Origin of the sequence: Niallia oryzisoli (assembly GCF_036670025.1) — a bacterium.
Classification (GTDB): domain Bacteria; phylum Bacillota; class Bacilli; order Bacillales; family Cytobacillaceae; genus Bacillus_BD; species Bacillus_BD oryzisoli.
The window spans coordinates 2,612,692-2,632,257 of record NZ_CP137640.1; the positions used below are offsets into that span (position 1 = coordinate 2,612,692).

14 protein-coding genes and 4 pseudogenes are annotated in these 19,566 nt (G+C 37.9%); 13 read left to right on the forward strand and 5 right to left on the reverse strand.

Annotation, left to right across the window (positions count from 1 at the left end; genetic code table 11):
- The first annotated feature begins 77 nt into the window (after nucleotides 1-77).
- Both R4Z09_RS13010 and R4Z09_RS13015 read left to right on the forward strand, forming a co-directional pair.
- Nucleotides 78-1,477, forward strand: a pseudogene (locus R4Z09_RS13010) (serine hydrolase domain-containing protein).
- Between the two features lie 302 nt (nucleotides 1,478-1,779).
- Nucleotides 1,780-2,907, forward strand: a complete 1,128-nt coding sequence (locus R4Z09_RS13015; RefSeq protein WP_338452698.1) for a GerMN domain-containing protein — start codon at nucleotides 1,780-1,782, stop codon at nucleotides 2,905-2,907.
- A 441-nt stretch (nucleotides 2,908-3,348) separates the two neighbouring features.
- On the opposite strand, the gene R4Z09_RS13020 is transcribed toward R4Z09_RS13015, so the two are convergent.
- Nucleotides 3,349-5,433: a glycoside hydrolase family 3 protein gene (locus R4Z09_RS13020; RefSeq protein WP_338452699.1), complete on the reverse strand. Its 2,085-nt coding sequence runs from the start codon at nucleotides 5,431-5,433 to the stop codon at nucleotides 3,349-3,351.
- Between the two features lie 837 nt (nucleotides 5,434-6,270).
- Between R4Z09_RS13020 and R4Z09_RS13025 the strand changes: the two genes are divergently transcribed.
- From R4Z09_RS13025 to R4Z09_RS13045, 5 genes and pseudogenes are all read left to right on the forward strand, one after another.
- Entirely contained in the window at nucleotides 6,271-6,420 is a 150-nt protein-coding gene (locus tag R4Z09_RS13025; protein WP_095251033.1) for a hypothetical protein, read from the forward strand.
- Between the two features lie 222 nt (nucleotides 6,421-6,642).
- Nucleotides 6,643-7,135, forward strand: a pseudogene (locus R4Z09_RS13030) (tyrosine-type recombinase/integrase); the annotation flags it as partial.
- A 25-nt stretch (nucleotides 7,136-7,160) separates the two neighbouring features.
- A pseudogene (locus R4Z09_RS13035) lies at nucleotides 7,161-8,126 on the forward strand (hypothetical protein).
- A 316-nt stretch (nucleotides 8,127-8,442) separates the two neighbouring features.
- Nucleotides 8,443-10,113 carry a ribonuclease J gene (locus R4Z09_RS13040; protein ID WP_338452700.1) on the forward strand — a complete coding sequence of 557 codons (1,671 nt, stop codon included), beginning with the start codon at nucleotides 8,443-8,445 and terminating at the stop codon, nucleotides 10,111-10,113.
- A 309-nt stretch (nucleotides 10,114-10,422) separates the two neighbouring features.
- Nucleotides 10,423-11,094 (forward strand): annotated as a pseudogene (locus tag R4Z09_RS13045) (putative protein N(5)-glutamine methyltransferase).
- Nucleotides 11,095-11,306: 212 nt separating this feature from the next.
- Here R4Z09_RS13045 and R4Z09_RS13050 read toward each other — a convergent pair.
- On the reverse strand, nucleotides 11,307-12,542 hold the full coding sequence (locus R4Z09_RS13050; protein ID WP_338453258.1) for an IS110 family transposase: 1,236 nt from the start codon (nucleotides 12,540-12,542) through the stop codon (nucleotides 11,307-11,309).
- Between the two features lie 269 nt (nucleotides 12,543-12,811).
- Nucleotides 12,812-13,015: a MerR family transcriptional regulator gene (locus tag R4Z09_RS13055; protein WP_338452701.1), complete on the reverse strand. Its 204-nt coding sequence runs from the start codon at nucleotides 13,013-13,015 to the stop codon at nucleotides 12,812-12,814.
- Between the two features lie 456 nt (nucleotides 13,016-13,471).
- On the opposite strand from R4Z09_RS13055, the gene R4Z09_RS13060 reads away from it, so the two are divergent.
- Both R4Z09_RS13060 and R4Z09_RS13065 read left to right on the forward strand, forming a co-directional pair.
- Nucleotides 13,472-14,791 (forward strand): GntP family permease, encoded by a 1,320-nt coding sequence (locus R4Z09_RS13060; protein WP_338452702.1) that lies wholly within the window; start codon nucleotides 13,472-13,474, stop codon nucleotides 14,789-14,791.
- Between the two features lie 289 nt (nucleotides 14,792-15,080).
- Nucleotides 15,081-15,704, forward strand: a complete 624-nt coding sequence (locus tag R4Z09_RS13065; RefSeq protein ID WP_338452703.1) for a class I SAM-dependent methyltransferase — start codon at nucleotides 15,081-15,083, stop codon at nucleotides 15,702-15,704.
- Between the two features lie 184 nt (nucleotides 15,705-15,888).
- Here R4Z09_RS13065 and R4Z09_RS13070 read toward each other — a convergent pair whose 3' ends face one another.
- Nucleotides 15,889-16,158 (reverse strand): 2Fe-2S iron-sulfur cluster-binding protein, encoded by a 270-nt coding sequence (locus tag R4Z09_RS13070; protein WP_338452704.1) that lies wholly within the window; start codon nucleotides 16,156-16,158, stop codon nucleotides 15,889-15,891.
- A 156-nt stretch (nucleotides 16,159-16,314) separates the two neighbouring features.
- Nucleotides 16,315-17,157, reverse strand: a complete 843-nt coding sequence (locus R4Z09_RS13075) for a sulfurtransferase (protein ID WP_338452705.1) — start codon at nucleotides 17,155-17,157, stop codon at nucleotides 16,315-16,317.
- A gap of 642 nt (nucleotides 17,158-17,799) precedes the next feature.
- Here R4Z09_RS13075 and R4Z09_RS13080 point away from each other — a divergent pair.
- From R4Z09_RS13080 to R4Z09_RS13095, 4 genes are all read left to right on the forward strand, one after another.
- On the forward strand, nucleotides 17,800-18,078 hold the full coding sequence (locus tag R4Z09_RS13080) for a metalloregulator ArsR/SmtB family transcription factor (RefSeq protein WP_338453267.1): 279 nt from the start codon (nucleotides 17,800-17,802) through the stop codon (nucleotides 18,076-18,078).
- 94 nt (nucleotides 18,079-18,172) lie between these two features.
- Nucleotides 18,173-18,556 (forward strand): VOC family protein, encoded by a 384-nt coding sequence (locus R4Z09_RS13085; protein ID WP_338452706.1) that lies wholly within the window; start codon nucleotides 18,173-18,175, stop codon nucleotides 18,554-18,556.
- Nucleotides 18,557-18,765: 209 nt separating this feature from the next.
- Nucleotides 18,766-19,248 (forward strand): hypothetical protein, encoded by a 483-nt coding sequence (locus tag R4Z09_RS13090; protein WP_338452707.1) that lies wholly within the window; start codon nucleotides 18,766-18,768, stop codon nucleotides 19,246-19,248.
- Entirely contained in the window at nucleotides 19,245-19,532 is a 288-nt protein-coding gene (locus R4Z09_RS13095) for a hypothetical protein (RefSeq protein ID WP_338452708.1), read from the forward strand. The genes R4Z09_RS13090 and R4Z09_RS13095 overlap by 4 nt, the downstream gene beginning before the upstream one ends.
- Nucleotides 19,533-19,566 lie beyond the last annotated feature (34 nt).

Genomic DNA, 19,566 nt, shown 5'->3' on the forward strand with positions numbered 1-19,566 from the left:
AAATAATGGGATGTGACTTTTGCCAGGGGAAAGGAGTAGAAGTTATGTATAAAAAAGCAGGCTTTATCTTTCTATTAATGATTAATCTATTCATATCATTCATTGTACCTCTATCCGTTCAGGCAGCTGATTCTTTCGATCCAGCCGCTGTTGATGAATATGTTACAAAATATATCGAAAAAAGCGGACTGCCCGGTGTAGCCATTGTGGTCGTAAGAAATGGTCAAGTCCTATATGAAAAAGGATATGGTCATGATTCTGACGGAAAACCACTGACAGCAAAATCTAAAATCGGTATTGCTTCCGGTACAAAGCCTTTTACTGCATTTGCTGTTTTACAATTGGTTGATGAAGGAAAAATCAAACTGGACAAGCCTGTAGTGTATTATCTTCCAGAACTAACGCTTGATGATGCAAGGTGGAAACAGGTGACTGTAAGTCAGCTTTTGAGTATACGTCCGGGCTGCCAAATCCTACTATTGTAGGTCCGGCGAATACGTTAAAAGAAGGGGTAGAACGTTTTCATGATTGGAATCTACAATCTGATCCTGGAGAAAAATATTTTTATAGCAATGCAAATTACTGGACCCTGGCTTATTTGGTAGAACAAATGAGCGGGATGAAGTTTAATGACTATCTAACACAAAACGTATTTTTACCGCTCGGAATGAATGACTCAATTTCTTTAGTGAACTCTGGGGATATGGTAGAATCAGGAATCCCTCGAGGATATATCACATTATATGGTACAGCCATGCCATGGACAGAGCTTGAACAAATGTTCAGTGGTTCAGGGAGTATCTTTACGACAGCCAGAGATATGGGAAAATGGTTATCCATGCATACGAACGAGGGGAAAAATGCTAACGGAGATCCATTATTATCTCAAGCGCTGCTGAAAGAGTCTTATTCACCACAACCTGGAAGTGAAAAATATGGGCATGGATGGTCGAATAGCTCTCCGATAATTAAACCAGCACGTATTTCTCATAGCGGTTCACTCTCTACTTTCCAATCACAGCAAGATATCGTTCCAAGCAGTGGATATGCGGTTGCCGTTTTACTTAATAGTTTTACTACTGCATTTGAGCATTCATATGAGATTAGTTCAGGAATCATCCAATTGACTGAGGGACAAGAACCTGAATTGAAAGCTCCAACACCTAAAATCATTGATTTCTCATTGGGTGCTATGACATTCGTATACTTGATTTTAGGAGTCAGTGGAATACGAAGAAGTAAAAAGTGGTCGGATAAACGTAAACAATATCCAGCATGGAGATTCTATCTCCGTTTAATCCCACAATTAATACCTGTCGTGGGAATTGGATGGTTATTATTCATTGTTCCAACACTAAAGAATAACAGCTCGACGATGCTGGATGCGTTCGGTCTTTTCCCAGCTGCAATGATTTTATTGTCGGTCATGTTCATCATTGGATTGATACTTCCATTTTGCGAGTATATTATCGTGTAAGGCAGAGTTGAAATGAATGATAGTGAATAACTTTAATTAGACTGCTGAAAAAGTGTTTATCCGAAACAGTTAGCAGACAGTTTATTAATATACAGGAAGAAAATGGACTTTTTCAGCGGTCCTGAATCGTGCCCATGCATTTAGTGGGAAATCGGAATTGACGTGATTGTCTATCCTAATGTCTTCATTCGGAATATAATAAAGATAGATAGAATTTACAAAATAATCGATAACAACCATTTAAGTATTCAAATGTTTTAAATTTAAAAATTACTGAATACTATTAAACGAGGAGGGTTATGATGAAAAAATATCTTTTAACCAGCTTGTTAGCACTCGTTTTGTTGTTATGTGGATGCATAATAGATCGTGGAAATCCTTCTACTACTAACAATAGCTCGAATCAAGTAAAGGAGGAGAAGAAGGGAAACCAGGAAACTAAAGATCATGAAAATGGACAGAAGGAATCTGAAACTGAGTCAATTTCAATTGAAGACTATTATCCAATAGAAAAGAATGTTCGATACGTGTATGAAGGAACAGGAAATGAATATGCTTCTTATGATGTCTATATCGATTATGCTTCAGAGCATAAAGTGCAGCAAAGAATTGATAATGGCGGAACTGTATTAGCCCGAATCGTTGAAATAAAAGATGGGAAATTAATCAAAACGTATTCGAGGGGAGAAGCTTATTATCGAGAAAGTCTATTAAACTCTGAAAATGGAGAAGAGGAAGTTCTGTTAATGGAACCTTTAAAGGAAGGAACTACTTGGAAGTTAAAGGATTCAAAAGTCAGAACCATTACCAACCTTTCAGCTAATGTATCCACACCATCCGGCAATTATCAAGCCATTGAGGTAACTACAAAAGGTCCTGATGGGGATACTCTTGACTATTATGTCAAAGGGATTGGGTTAGTTAAAACCTTATTTCAATCAAATGGGATGGAGGTCAGTTCCTCTTTAAGTAAAATAGAAAAAAACGTTCCGTTCGTTCAAAATATTCAATTTTATTACCCAAATATAAATGACGATCAATTATATTATGTAAGTAAAGAAATATCCTTTCATACCAATGACATCACTAAAATGGTATTAGCACAGGCATATAAAGAAAATGTATCAGATTCAGTGAATACTGTATTTTCAAGGAATACAAAAATTAATAGTTTGTATCTAAATCAAGATAACAATCTATATATCGATTTAAATAAAGCTTTTTTAACAGAAATGGTTGCTGGATCAGGGCTTGAAAGGATGATTCTTCAAAGCATCGTCAATACCTTTGGACATTATTATGGGGTAGAAAAAGTATACCTTACCATTGATAATGAACTCTATTTATCTGGACATATTTCATTGAACAAAGGAGAATTTTTAACGGTAACACCTATTAACGAGGCGATTGAATTACTGCAGTCAAAGTGACAGCGAACGACAGGCACTATCCAAAATTCGGATGGTGCCTCTAACTTTAACGGATTTCCCGAAAGAAGTTTCCCTCCCTCAAGAAAGGCCGTAGCCCATTGAAAAAAAGAAAAGACGAGCTGATAGGAGTCAGCTCGCCTAAATAGTAAACGTAAACATCAATGATAAACCCAATAGGAGTTAGGGCAACATCAACAAAGTGATTATATCGTATAGAACTTCAAACGACAAGGAGGGAAATGAAAATGGAATAATTTTCAAGTACTCTTTTCAAGTGAATTTAGAGAAAACCAATAGTATTATGAACCACTCCATTTTCAATGGAATTTACAAAATGTAAAGCTATTTTAAAACGAAGGAGGTAGCTCTCGATAGTCTTTTTCAATCCCTTTTGGGAAAGCTTCGTTCCTTGTTTCTGTCACACTGTCTCTCTATTCCGTTTTAATTTTTGAATATATTCCTTAGGATTTCACTGATATCAACGGATTTTGCTTTCTTGTGCTCCTTATTATAGGAAAGCCCAAAACCGTAACCATACTTGTCACCAGATTGTGCTTGGTATACATAGGAAGGGGCTTCATCAAAACCTGGTACGTCCATCTTGTCGATTACTAAAGCTTCCTTACTTGCTGGAATGGTAAGAGGAAGTTTTCCTATCGGATTAAATTTTCCACGTATGACATCTATTAATGCTTCCGTTTTCACTCCGAACGTTCCAATGACAGCTGCTGCATTCGGTTCAATTTCTTGAATCAGCCAAGGACTACTAAAGTTGATGACAGTAAGAGTCGGTACCGTTTTCTGTATTTCGATAATCCGACTTTTGTTATGAATATTCGTATCTGGTCCTATGGAAATCGACGGTTGCTTCGAAAGAAGATCTTGTTTGGGTTTTATCCAAACAAGTGCATGTGTGGCTTCTTTCAAATGGTCCGTCAAAGTGATGTCCGGATCATATTTCTGAATGGTTTCTTTAAATGCAATCGTATTTGCATTCTGTTCACCAGATGGGAACGACTCGACATAAAGTTTCATATCTTTTATTTTTTTATCATTAAGGGGCAAAAGCTTCTGATCATTACGTAATAAGATAATAGACTTCCGATGAACTAAATCCGCCTTTTCTTTTGAGGCGGGATTATTAACCACTTCAATTGCTCTTTTCGAATCTACATACGGGTTTTCAAATAAACCTAAATTCATCATTTCTGTGAGTAAATAAGCCACGGATCGATTGATTTTCTCCTCACTCACTAAACCTTGTTCTACTGCATGTATAATTGGCTGTGGATCTTTCTGTCCGGAAAAAATATTTGCACCAGCTTCCAATGCTTTAGCCACTCTTCCTTCTATCGGTAAATCTTTAACACCCCATGCCATGCCAACTGCCGCCCCCGTATCTGTGTTGACATATCCTTTAAAACCAAGTTTCTCACGCAATAAATCGGTTATAAACGCTTTATTAAAAACAAATCCGACTTCTTCAAATTGCTGATTTTCATTAAAGGGAGGAAGCCCTTGATCTGCACTTATATTACTTGGATAAGCATAGTAGGGGATGATTGAAGTTGTTCCAGCTTCAATGGCTGCTTTAAACGGTGGAAGATGATACTTTTGCAAGCTCCCTTTTGTTGGATAAATATTAAAATTCCCTTCCGCAAAATGTGGATCTTTTCCCAAATATCTTGATCCCCCGCCAGGAAAATGTTTGGTTGACAGAGAAACACTGTTTTCGTTAAGGTACTCACCTTGAAAACCTTTGATTAATGTATAATTGATATCCGAAACAAGTTTAGGATCTTCTCCAAATGTTTCTAAAATCCTTGACCATAACGGTTGTGTTGCAACATCAGCATTGTAGCCATACATTTTACGAAGACCAGAGGACGTCCATTCTTTTCGGGCAATTTGAGCAAATTCTCTAATCAAATCAAGATCACGGGTTGCAGCCAGTCCGAGTGAATCTGGAAATATGGTAAATTGACCAGGCTCGTCTTTTGCAGGTATATAGTAATCCTTTGCTTCTTCTATTTTTGCAATGTCAGCAATCGTTGTGGCATGATTCCGCGGATTTGAAATAAGAACTGCCGGAATCCCTAATCTTGTTCTTTCCGTTCTTTCTTGCAGTTGATTATTCGTGTTGGCAATCACATCAACACTAGGTAATTTACGATAAATAAAATAACGTACATGTTGATCAATCAGATTATTCGGCTGTTCCATCTTCGAGCCTTCGATGTCCCGGAATTCAGGTATAATCATAAGTCCGGCCTTTTCCTCTAGGGTCATTTTAGATATAAGATCAGCGACTCGTTTTTCAACCGGTAACTCCCAGTTCTCATAATCATCTAAATTTCCATTTGAATTTAAGTCTTTAAATACTTTTCCATTGACAGTAAGCGTTTCTTTTACCCTTGCCAAGACCTTCGGGTGAACATTTTCGGCATTCACTAAAGGTATGACAAATAGAAGAGATAACACGATGGTAATTAAAAAAGTGAGAGCCTTTCTTCGTTTGAAATTCATCTAGTTTCCTCGTTTCAATCATTCATGTTGGTTAATGTTTTAGTCTTCATTTTCTATTTAATATTTTCCTTATTAGACAAAATTATCAACTCGACGAAAGGTAAAAGGGAGTATTGTGAACCTTATGACCTAAACTACCATGAAAATAAGTTTCCTTCAGATATGAAAAAAGGCAATACTTAAGAAGACCCTGCTCAATCGTCAAAAAAAAGAGGAGGGCGTGACTGGATTAAGGTCAATATCAGTATTGACAGTTCTTAACCATTTTCATTCTTTGTTGTGCAGTTCGGCTGCATGGATGGCTAACGGGGTAGGTTAGTTAATAAGGTAATATTTGGATTAAGATAGATATAAGTAGAAAAGTAATTAACAAGGGGTGATTTTTTGGAGAAAAATATTAGGGATGTAGATTTTTTTAAACAAGTAGTAAATAGACTTTGCAAAAAAACAATATTTGCCCTCAGAAACCTAAATTTGAAATCATCGAGAACGTAATGGTTATTAGCATTAAGAACCATTTAAAAGATGGAGTAAACTTAGATTGTTTTAATATTTTAAACCTTATTTACCGAACAATTGGACCTTTAGAAGCGAGCTGAACAAACAAGAAATAGAATTATTGATGCTTATGCAGAGTCAAGGTATTTTATTTTGATTATAGCAATGAAATGAATACCATTTGGCGATGAATTATTTTACTAAGTTTTTAATGTTTTTACTGATATATGCAAAGTTAGCAGTACACTAATAAAGTAATAAGGTTTACTTCAGTAAAATAAGGTATATTATATTTGTTGAATAGATTCTCTTTAAAGACAAGAAAAGTAGGTGAACAAAGTGGGAAAATATCAATTGGATTACAAAGGTCAGGTAGCTGTGACGAAGTTTCATGAAAAACAGACGCCTGCCAAATTTGATAAAAAGCAGCAACTTGAAAAAATGCGTGCGGAGTATTTGAAAAAGAAGCAAAAACAAACAGATAAATAATATGAATGAAAACATAGGAAGACTAAAATCTCCCTATGTTTTTCTTATTCGAAGTTCATTTTCAATTGCGAAAGTTAAGAAACATTGTATTCATCGTAAGAACTAATATAGAATAATTTAAAATAATTAGAAAAATATACCTCAATTAAATAAACTGCAATCTATTAAATTGTTGATATATCAATGTTTCTAACGTATTTTTTTATGAATTTATAATCTTTAAATCCTTCTGCTAAATTAAAAGAGCCGAAATTAGGTAAAAGAATTCCAAAGTTCCTTTCAGAAACTAGAGATAGAACATCTAAGAGAGGCTTGTCATACAACGATGGAGAGTGCGCTGTTTGAGTTTATGTATTCGACCGGCTGCCGTATTGGGGAAGTTGTAAAATTAAATCGAGATAATATTAATTACTCTTCAAATTCAGTCATTGTACATGGGAAAGGTGATAAGGAAAGGGAAGTGTACTTTAATACTCGTTGTTCCATTTGGGTAAAAAGGTATTTAGAGGAGCGAGATGATGAAGATCCTTGTTTGTTTATTACTGAAAGAAGGCCAAACAGACGTAGTAGTATTGATAATCTGAGATATATTATCAAACGCATATCAAAACGTGCTGGGATAAAAAAGAGTATTCATCCTCATCAATTACGACACAGCTATGCTACACATATGATTAATAATGGTGCGCCACTTGAAGTGATCCAGAGCTTGCTTTAGAACTTGTAGAGGAGATGAGAAGATGACAATTAGTGCAGAGAGGAAGGTCTTAAAATTGATGAGGTTGCGTAGAATCTGCGGTTATGGTGCGCAATAGCAGTAACACCTTACCTGCTGATCAAAATCGTATGGACTTTTGGTCTTCTCCTTCCCACCGAGCAAATGGGTGACGCTAGCTGGCGCGTGATAAACGCAGTAACCGCCGTTCTCGCTGCGATTTGTATCCTTCTTGCAATGGCGTTTTGCAGGCCGTGGGGGGAGCGGCTACCTGCGTGGTTGGTTGCTCTACCCATTTGGGTTGGTACCGGTTTGCTCGTTCCCATGCTGTTGATTGCACCGGTTCTGGGTCCTGCAGCTATAATCCGGGATCAAGAAGCAGGTGCCGCCGACTTCTGGGTATACGAGCAGATCTTCGTCATAATCTCACTTTTCGGGATCGGCATCTTCCTGCCGCTTTGCATAGGCAGGGTATACAATGACACGTTGGCCAGAGGCGCTGAGTGGCACAATCGACTACAAGGAGTTGCCGGGCAATACTTTACAACTGCAGATCATCTTGGCTAGGATCATCGCTGCCGGCTGCATTCTGCTCGGTGTCATTAAGGTGTTTTGGGCGGTTGGCGGCTCTTTCGGCATCGATCCGGCAACCATGGGGGAACGCGATGTGTGGTGGCACCTGCTGTCATTGAGTACAGGCGTGTGTTCCTTTGCTGGTGCGGGGGGCATACTGGTGGTAGTAACCCGCCGTGGGTCGAGGTGGTTTCTACCCCCTATGATAGCGGCATGGATTTCATCGGGTGCGTTGCTCTCCAACAACCTCTATTCCGCCTTATCTTCAGTTCGACTCGATGCGCCACCCTCCCCAGAGTACCCATGGGCATGGTTGTTGACCAAACAGGCCGGCATCGTCTTAGGTGTAATAATGGGGATAATTATCCTGCTGGTACTGCACGAACGCCGTCGAGCCCTTCGGGATGAGTCCAACTGAAGTTGATTACACTGACCCGCGGATATTGGAGTTGTGCAAGAGCTCATTTCGCGTGGAGAAGAGGTAGTGTACTTTACAATCTAAGATTTTCGAGAGCTAAAATAATTAGTGGTTTATTCGATTAAAGGGCGCAATTTTATAGTAGAAATTGCGCTCTTTATTTATGTATAGGGCCAGATAATTGTTATAACACTCGGCAGATATTAATTTTAATTCATAGAGATTCTGAAGGAATGTACTTAAAGTATTCATCCCGTTGATAAAGGGAAACCCAAAGGGCATATTAAGATTATATTTAAAGTGGGAGGACATATATTTGAGTACAAAAGAGAATGCGTTATCTATCTTCGCTTTAGGCGGCTTGAATGAAATCGGGAAAAATATGTATGCAATCGAATATTCAAACGATATCGTGATTATCGACTGTGGAAATAAGTTTCCTGATGAAAGTTTATTAGGAATTGATTTGATTATCCCTGATATGACTTATTTAGTAGAAAATAAAGATAAAGTCAGGGCTTTAATTGTCACACATGGACATGAAGATCATATCGGAGGGATCCCGTTCTTCTTAAAAAGATTGAATGTACCTGTTTATGCTACGCGCTTTACACTAGGATTAATTGAAATCAAATTAAAAGAACATAAACTTCTCAGAGAAAGCGAACTTATTGAAATCAACTCAAACTCAAAACTAAAAATCGGAGAAATGAGTGTAAGCTTTTTCAAAGTGATCCATAGTATTCCTGATTGCTTGGGAATGGTCTTTCACACACCAGAAGGGAATATTGTACATACGGGGGACTTCAAGTTCGATTTAACCCCTGCTAATAATGAGCATGCAGATATTCATAAAATGGCTGAAATCGGTAAAGCTGGGGTCTTGCTTCTATTGTCTGAGAGTACCAATGCAGAACGTCCAGGTTTGACCCCATCGGAACAAATGGTAGGCGAACATATGGTTGCAACTTTCATGAAAGCCGAACGCAAAGTTATTGTTTCTACCTTTGCTTCAAATATTAGTCGTATTCAGCAAGTCGTGAATGCTGCGCAAAAAACAAATAGAAAACTTGCGTTGCTTGGGCGAAGTATGGTTAATGTCGTAGAGGTGGCTATGGAACGTGGTTATTTAACAGTTCCTGATGGAATGTTAATTGCCCCACATGAAATCAATGAAATGGCTCCTGAAAAGGTGGCTATTTTATGCACGGGGAGTCAGGGTGAACCAATGGCTGCTCTTGCCCGCCTGTCCACTGGAAACTTTCGCGGTGTCGACATTTTGCCTGAAGATACGGTTATCATTGCAGCAGGTCCAATACCTGGGAACGAACGTAATGTCACGAGTATCGTAGACAACTTATTTGCACTTGGAGCCAAAGTGATTTATGGATCAGGAAGTACATCCGGCATGCATGTTTCCGGCCATGGCTATCAAGAAGATTTAAAACTAATGCTTACATTAATGAAACCAAAATATTTTATTCCCATTCACGGTGAATTTAGAATGTTACATCATCACCGTTTGTTAGCTGAATCCGTTGGAGTAGAGAAAGGAAACACGTTTATCATCAATAATGGTGATGTCATCGATATTGAACATACCATTGCTCGTCAGACCCGGAAAATACCGGTTGGGAATACCTACGTAGACGGGGGAGATGTAGGGAATGTTGGGGAATTTGTATTACGAGATCGCAAACAGCTTTCAGAGGATGGAATGCTCATCATTATTTTACCGATGAGCAAAGCGGAAGGAAAGCTAATTTCAGAACCCGATACTCTATCTCGTGGATTTGTGGATAGAGATTTCTCGGAACTCCGAAGGGACGTGAATCGACTGACTACACAAACGGTTAACAAGCTACAAGAAGCAAATAGAAACCAATGGAATGTAATGAAAAAACAAATAAAAAAATCAATACGAGAATATGTATATACACATACTAAGAAAAATCCAATGATCGTTCCTATACTTATTGAAATTTAATACTGGGGAAGTTTTATAAAATTGAATTAATTGATCTTCAACAAACTGGCGCATTTCTAGAGCAAGAAATGTTCTTAATGAATCGGCCATATTGTTGAAGAAGGATATCTCCAATTCTTAACGAATACAGGGTTATAAATAAGCTTATCAAAAGTGGTGAGATAAATAGGAAAAAAATTTAATTTCTTTTTAGATAATGAAACGGAAAAATGTATAATTAACAGGCTTCGGAGCGCAGGTTGTGTTTTTGCAGAAGATGAGACCAAGTTACTTATCTTAGAGGCACGAACTCCAGAGGACCTCAAGAAAATGGTGGAAATGCGAGCCGAGGGTTTACCTCTTGAATATGTTATTGGGTACGCAGAGTTCTGTGGTTTGCGGATTGAAGTGGACCAAGGCGTTTTCGTGCCTCGCCAACGTACCGAGTTTCTTGTTCACCAGGCAGAAGCCCTGTCATGTTCTGGTGATATCGTCGTTGACCTATGTTGCGGTTCAGGTGCTGTGGGTGTAGCACTGGCGGCAGCTTTAGGATGAGTTGAATTGTATTCTGTTGACATTGATCCTGTCGCAGTACGATGCGCTGGCCGCAACGTTACGGATTTCGGTAGCCATGTTTTTGAAGGTGACCTGTATAAAGCTCTGCCCCACTCACTTATAGGCCATGTGAACATCCTAGTTGCGAACGTACCTTATGTTCCTACCGAGGCAATCAAGCTGCTCCCACAGGAAGCTCGCCTACATGAACCTAGGGTGGCGCTTGACGGAGGAGAGGATGGACTTGACATTCAACAAAAAGTAGCAGAAGAAGCATTTCTCTGGCTAGCACCGGGAAGACATCTTTTGATAGAGACGAGCGAAATGCAGGCACCTCAGACCTTTGAAATCTTTTCAGGTGCTGGGCTTACCACAAAAGTGGCTAGAGACGAGGCATTGGACGCTACTGTCGTTATCGGATCAAATTCTGGTTTTTATAGTAAATAAGTACATAGTCTTAATCACAAATGAAATGATAATTTCTTAGCACTATACTAATAAACAAAAAATCCTTATTCAATTAAACCAGCTAATAGTTTGTCAATATTTTTCAATAAAAACTTAAAATATCTCATGCTATACTAAATTTATGCATACCAAATAAACTTTCCAATGTTTGGTGTTTGGAAAGTTTTAGTCTGTTTAGTTAAACTTTTAAATTAGGCCAGATCTTGGAAAGTTGATTTACTTTTTAAAAGTGCATAAATCCAATGTAAGAGTTTATTGGCACATGCAATTACAGCCACTTTATAGGGTTTTCCTTCTTCACGTTTTTTATCATAATATTCTCGTAATCGCTTGTTACGAGGAAGGATTTCGTCTGTCGTTTTCTGTTTACGGCAATCACGAATGGCACATTTAACGGCCATATACAGGGCATGTCGTAGTCTACTAGAACCTCTTTTGGTAATCCGATTTAAAGTGCCTTTGAATGTACCAGATTCAAAGACACTTGGATCAATTCCGGCAAATGCAACTAACTTTTTAGGGTGATTAAACCGATCAATTTCCCCAATCTCAGAAATAATCGTGGCAGCGATTTTTTCACCGATTCCAGGGATTGATTGGATAATTTTATATTCTTCAATACTTTTCGCTAAAGCATCTATCTCACTTTCAAGCTTAGATAGGTGCTTTTTGTATTCGAGAAGCATATTAATATACATACCCATGCTTAAAGAAAGGCTGTGGTATAAGGTTTTCTGAAACGGATTTTGAGCCGCGGCAGCTAATAGTTTTTCTGCTTGATTGTTTGCCCATTGTTGTGAACGACTTTTACATAACTCCTTTATTTTGTTAGTAATAGTTTCTTTGCCTTCTTTCAAGACTTTTTCTGAAGTAGGAAATGCTTGTAACGTTAGTAAAGAAACATCTGAATATAAGGTACCAAAAACCCCACAGTATTGAGGAAATACTTGATCCAGAACTGCCTGAAATTGAAGTTTAGTTTGTACAAACATGCCTGTAATATTTTCATGTTGTCTCGTCAGATTACGCAGGTTTAAAAGTTGGATTCCTCGTTGTTTATAAGGCTCCAAGTCTTCTTTATAGTACAGCTCGCAGAGGTGATAAGCATCAACGATATCTGTCTTTACTTTACGTAAACTAGAACTCTTAGCCCGATACGATATGAGGGGATTCACAATAATCAATAAATATCCTCTATCCTCAAAATATTGCACAATCGGTGTGTGATAATGTCCAGTGGATTCTAATACAATAGGAGGTCGTCCCTCTGATACATCCTCTACCTCTTTAATGAAATCTAGAAGACTACTTAATCCTTCAAGAGTATGCGCTACTTTAAAACTCTTTTTGTATGGCTGCTTTTTATCCAAGAATGCTTGAACCTGACTTTCACCTTTTGCCACATCCAGACCTATGACTGGATTCATCATTTATCTCCTCCTAAAATTCTATTAACCGGTAACCCCTATTCCTCCATGTAGTTTCATAGCTTCGCTTGTTATACGAGATCATTGTCCCAACCAGCCTCAATCATGTTTCTACAAGTAGGGGGCGAACTGTTTAATTGACGGGATCAAAGCCCCACGGGCGCTTACGTTCTACCCCGGCTACGGTTATCATATATCGATATAAATAAAGGTCAACCAGAAATATTTTCTTTTCTGATTGACCTTATAATACGAAAGGGCGCTTTTCTTTAATAAGAGGGCTTCTTTTTGTAATGCCCCAACACATTTAAATCTACATACGTTTTTATGTCTTCAACAGTCATACCGAATTGTTTCAAATGTTTTACACCTATAAGCCAATTGATTGATTCATCATTAAATAGTCGACTATTATTTTTGAGGAAATTCGTTTTTTTCAATTTAAAGACATGATCTATAAGGGGAAAAATCAATGACGGGAAAGGATTTCCAGAATGAAAAAGATAGTAATATCGAATTAATTCAATAGAAAATGGTTCTGCTATAGTGGTTGTCGCGTCACTATTCCTTTTATTTGAGTGGTCTCATTTTGACAAGGAGAAAGGAGCAATCTAAGAATCTGTCAGAAAAGGGGTCTCATTCTGATTGATTTTGACAGCTAGAGCACGATAGCCTATGGAGTTGTCAATAAGGATACTAATATAGAAAGTTTTTACAAGAAATCCACTGTGGGACACTCTTTCAGAAGTACCATCCTCGCGTATCCTTTTCATCAAAAGGACTTAAATACTTCTCTCACACCCACCTATGTCCTAAAAATTTAATTCTAAAATATAGAAATATCTATATAAATAGTAATGAGGTCTGCTTATCCTTTTTTCGTTCTGCAAACTTTGAAAGCGATTACCGACAACAGGGGAGGGAAAGCAATGTTAAGCATGATTGGTTTGGTTGGCGGCTTATTAATTCTTATTGTCTTAACGATGAGAGGGATGAATCTTCTTATTGCGGGTCCACTGAGTGCCTTATTTGTTGCTGTTTTAAGCGGGATGCCTTTATTTCCGCAATTAGCAGCTGAAGGGGAAACAAACTTTGTTGGAAATTATATGACCGGATTTACCAGCTTTGTAACCTCTTGGTATCTTATGTTCCTACTGGGAGCCATTTTTGGAAAAGTGATGGAGGACAGCGGCGCAGCGAGCAGTGTTTCACAGTGGATTGTTGACAAGCTCGGGATGAAACAAGCGGTGTTGGCCATTGTCATCGCTTGTGCCGTATTAACGTATGGCGGCGTCAGCTTGTTTGTTGTGGCCTTCTGTGTCTATCCAATGGCCTTAAGTTTATTTCAACAGGCAGACCTTCCGCGGCGGTTCATTCCTGCAGCACTGGCTTTTGGGTCTGTGACGTTCACGATGACATCTGCCGGATCTCCAGAAATACAAAACTGGATTCCGATTGAATATTTAGGAACCACTCCATATGCGGGATGGGAAGTTAGTTTAATTGTTGCTGTCTTTATGATGATTTTTGGCTATTGGTGGCTAAAACGAATGATTACAAAAGCGGTGGCAAAGGGTGAGCGGTTCGTTACAAGGGACAATGATCCTTTGCTTGAAAATCGAAAGCTGCCAAATCCAATTGTCAGCCTCATCCCGCTGCTCGTTGTATTAGTAATTTCGTTCATTTTTCATGATTCGTTACAGCAGTCTGCCTTGATTCTTGCCCTTTTAGGTGGGGTGATTGCGAGCTATGTCCTTAATCGCAAATATTTTCAATCCTTTTGGAATGCACTTTCTGAAGGAACAATGGGAGCGCTTGTTGCCATCGGGAATACAGCTGCTGTCGTTGGTTTTGGCGGGGTCGCTAAAGCAGTGCCTGCATTTGAAACGGCTGTCAATGCCATGACAAGTATTCCAGGAAGTCCTTTAATCGGGGGAGCCATTGCCGTCAGTGTGATTGCGGGAATGACAGGTTCTTCATCAGGCGGTCAGGCCATTGCCTTGCCATTGCTCGCTCCGCATTATATGGATATGGGTGTCAATCCAGAAGCATTGCACCGTGTTGTTTCGATCTCGTCAGGTGCCTTGGATTCACTTCCACATAACGGGTACGTCGTGACAACCGTCCGAGCCATTTGTGGGGAGTCACACCAGGATGCCTATAATCCAGTTGGAGCCTTAACCGTTATTGTTCCTGCACTCGGAACGATATTAGCAATAATTTTATTCTCGTTCGGCTTAGGAATTTAATGAAGTTGGTTATTATAAACTAAAATCATTCAACATTATCAATTTGATTGAATGATTGAAGCTGAAAAAGGCTGATTTCAAAAATGAGATCAGCTTTTTTGTTATGATAAAGTGTCCTCTATATTCCCTGAATAAATGTAAATGAACAAGGAAAACTTACCTGGGTATACTTTATATTAAAACAAACCAAGTCTTATTGAACGGGTGAATTCTTAATTATACAATTAACTAGAGTACAAGTAACATCGCATCCAACTAAAAAATAAAACATAATGGAGACAAAGATATAATGGAATTCTGGGAATCAAGTTTTATTGAAAAACAAACGATGTGGGGATTTGAACCTACAGACTCTGCTATCTTAACAAAGGACTTTTTCCTTAAAAAGAATGTTAAGGATATATTGATACCGGGCGTTGGGTATGGTAGAAATGCAAAGGTTTTTATGGACAATGGAATAAATGTGACCGGTATTGAGATTTCAAAAACAGCGATTGATTTGGCAAAGCAAAATGGGTTTGATATTCCTATTTTTCATGGTTCAGTAACCGATATGCCTTTTAATGATAAACTCTATGACGGAATTTATTGCCATGCACTTATTCACTTATTGAATAATCGTGAGAGAGAGAAGTTTACTAACGATTGCTATAATCAGCTAAAGCCGAATGGATATATGATTTTAACAACTGTTTCAAAAAAAGCCCCCATGTATGGAAAGGGCAAACAATTGGATAAAGACTATTTCGAGACACCAGATGGAGTAAAAATATTTTTTTATGATTCTGATTCCATCAAACAAGACTTTGGAAAATATGGGCTGGTAGAGATTTCAGAAATAGACGAGCCAAATAAGGACAACAAAAACAAACCTTCAATTAATTTTATTATGGTTAAATGTAAGAAAGAATGATAAAGAACAGCAAAAATTTTAAAAACGGGATAGGGCCTAGTGAAATGTTAGGGTATGGGGCTGGTATGCTTGCTTCCATTGTCAACACAAAGGCTTGGCAATAAATGCGTGTACAGCTCTAGTGCATCATAAAATGATCACTAGAGCTGTACACGCGTTTTCTCCAATTGTCTGTTTGCTCCAACTACTTCTCAATGTATTCAAGCTGCAGATCGCTTAATGGGTAGGTCTGGCAGAGGAAAACATGTCCATTCTTTTTTTCCTCTTCGGAAAGGGCTTTAGCTGCCCAATCATTTAATTTATACTGGCCCTTTGTTATTCGCATTTTGCAAATTCCGCAGCCGCCGCCAATACAACCATAGGGAACTTTCATTCCCTGTAACTTAGCAACCTCGACAATTGACATTGTATCGGGACAATAAAAACTATCATTTCTTAAAGTAATTTTGAACATTTTTCTTAACTTCTTTCTTTGTATTGTTAGAAACATTGAAACATAGATTATTAATTAATTCTAGTTTACTATATTTCTATCATAAAGAACCAAAGGAACAATTCCTTGTCCCTCATTGGATCAACTTTTTTTGTACGTAGTACATGTCCCGCACAATTACAATTTTTCAACTTTTACCACGGGATTTTCTTCATATGAAACCCAATCACTATAGCTTCCTGCATAAAGCTTTACATTTTGAAAGCCTGCCATTTTTAAGGCGATATAATTAGGAGCAGCTGTTACGCCTGACCCGCAATAAACGATAATCGGCTCATCCTGATCCAGATCAGCAAATCTTTGTTTCTGTACTCCATTATTTTTAAAGGATCCATTCTCCAATCCTTCCGCCCAGAATTTATTGATCGCACCAGGAATATGGCCGGCTATACGATCGATTGGTTCAATTTCCCCTAAATAGCGGGCTTTATCTCTTGAATCGATTAATATTGGGTATTTTTTCTTATCATCGACAACCTTTTTTACTTCTTCATAAGAAGCCAGCATTTCTTTTTGAATATTCACGTTAAATGTTGCTGATTTAACTTCCGGCACTTCCTTCGTCGTTGGGTAGCCTGCTTCAACCCATCCTTTCAAGCCTTCATTTAACACAAATACTTTTTCATGACCGATATAGGTAAGCAGCCACCAAAACCGAGAGGCAAACTGGCCCTCGCCGCCATCATAGGCGACAACTGTTTTCGTATGATCGATCCCCGATTTCTCGATTTCAAGTTTGAATTGCTCGATATCCGGCAGCGGATGCCTGCCGCCGTGCGTGGTAACAGGAGAGGATAGCTGTTTTTCTAAATCAAAATAGAATGCACCAGGGATATGGCTTTCTTGATAAAGCTTTGCTCCTTTATCGGGATTCCCTAATTCAAACCGGCAATCAGCAATGACTACTTGTTCGTTCTGTAATTGTTCGATGAGCCATTCCTTATTTACTACAACATTCATCTTTACCAACTCCTATTCATTTTTCTCCTTGTTTTCCAAAACCGTTACCCATTCCTCTTTAACATGTACTGTTCTTGCGGCTTCCTTAGTAACTGCCGCAACAAATTCTTACTTTTGCTCACTCGTTCTTCCTTTGGCCAACTTTACAGTAATAATAGGCATTCTGTATCCTCCTTAAAAAAGTCCTATATCTTATAAATTCTTTAAGGTTAAAAATAACACCTTTATTTTCCAATAATTAATGATTAAAACTTCATTCAATCTACACAATAATACACTGGAAATACAAAAACTTTCAAAAGACTTCTTACCAGATTGAGCTTGACATAAAGATTTCGGAAAAAAGACCATTCAAAGACCGAAGATTGTGTGTGAAATCTAATATTCGGTTTGAATACCTAAAAATTATCAATGATGAAAAAATTACTTATTGCTGCTATAGGATAATCTTGCATAATGCAACGATTTATTTTCTTATGATTTTCTACACTAATTTATAATGTTCAATAGAGCAATCGCTTTATGGATTTACTTTTGATGGAAAAAATAAGAAATAGCAAGCCGAATAACATAAAAATGATCATGCAATCATAAAGTTGCTTATGCTTGACAGGCAACCGTAGAGTTGCATATACTCAATATATGAATTGGGACAAAGATGCCATATTCAAGGCGCTAGCCGACTCGACTCGGCGGCTTATTTTAGATGAACTATCCGAACGTAACGAGATGACGTTGTATGAACTTACGGCACGCCTCATCATGAAGCATAACCTAACCATTTCGCGACAGGCAATCGCCAAACATCTTACTACATTGGAAGATGCAGGACTCGTCAAATCAGAACGAAAGGGAAAATATCGAGTACTCATGTTTAACAAAGAACCACTTAAAGATTTACTGAAAGGATGGATAGAGTAACAAGTTCTTCTCACAATGTGTGGGAGGTTTTAGATGCAGCCAGAAGGCTAGCACAACACAATGCGTCATAAATCACAAGGGAGGCAATAATAGTATGAAAATAGTTGTAACCAGTCTATTCGTACAAGATCAAGACAAGGCACTGGAGTTTTATTCAGAAAAGTTGGGGTTTGTAAAAAAACATGACGTTCCCACCGGAGAATTTAGGTGGATTACGCTTGTTTCTCCCGATGATCAGGGAGGTACTGAGCTTTTACTTGAACCGAATGCCCACCCAGCAGCCAAAGAGTATCAAAACAAGATATTTGCAGAGGGCATCCCGGCAACCATGTTTGGCGTTGCAGATATTCATCAAGAATATGAACGATTATTGGAAAAAGGCGTGAAATTTACGATGGAGCCAACAAAAATGGGCGATGTCACAATCGCTGTCTTCGACGATACATGCGGCAATCTTATTCAAATCATTCAGAACTAGATGATCTTATTGGCAATTTTAAGTTCAATTATAAGGAAATAATATAATCCCATTATTATGGGAAAGTCTCAGTTTTCAGTTCTGACGGGGGCGAGAGTGAATACGGGATCGCTTGCAGGCGGTCCTGTTTTTTTATTGAACGGAGCAGATTAATGCAATAATGATTAATAAAATGGCTTAATGAAAAGAATCTTAATGGAGGTGATGAAGTGGAAACTAAGGTTTTATTTTATAAAATTTATAAGGGAAGAGTTTCAATTGAGGATTATATAAATTGGTCACACAGTTTGTTGGAAAAAAACGTAACTTCATCATCATTAAATATCCTCTCTTCATTTACATTCAATGATAATCTATTTGAAGTTGAAGTGTATTTTAATCGAACGATAAATGAGTTGGGAATAAAGAAGCCAACCTTTGAGGCATGTGCAAGAGCCTACATAAGTCTTTTAGCAAATAGAATAAAACAAGTTAATGACCACACAGAGATTTTCAATTTAGCTGATATGATTTTTAAAATTGTCGCTATGGAGTTGGATGATCCGAACGAATTATATACTTGGTATGAACTTAGTGAAATAATTGATAGGCTAGATTATGATTATGCAGCTAGAGATTTTAATGAGGACGATGTGATTTCAAGGATAAAGAAAGAGGCTGATACTTTCCTAAAGGAGTTGAAACTCTTATGATTATTAAAATCAAATTTAGTGACGATGATATTCAATACATTTCTTGTTCAACAAAAGTAGGTAGAAAGATTAACTGTATTCAGGAGGATTTTCTAAAATGGATTTTTGATGAGGAGAAGAATACAAAATATTGGGCTTTAGAAAATGGAGAAAGGGTTCATCCTAATTATGACGCAAATGCAATGGTTGAATGGTTAAACAATGTAAGATTTAAGAGTGGGATCGCTAAAGCTAAATTAATTACGAATCCTCAATTAAGAGTGAAAAAGACATTATATTATTAAGTTGGATTGTAATGTTTAGCAAAGTATATGGAAA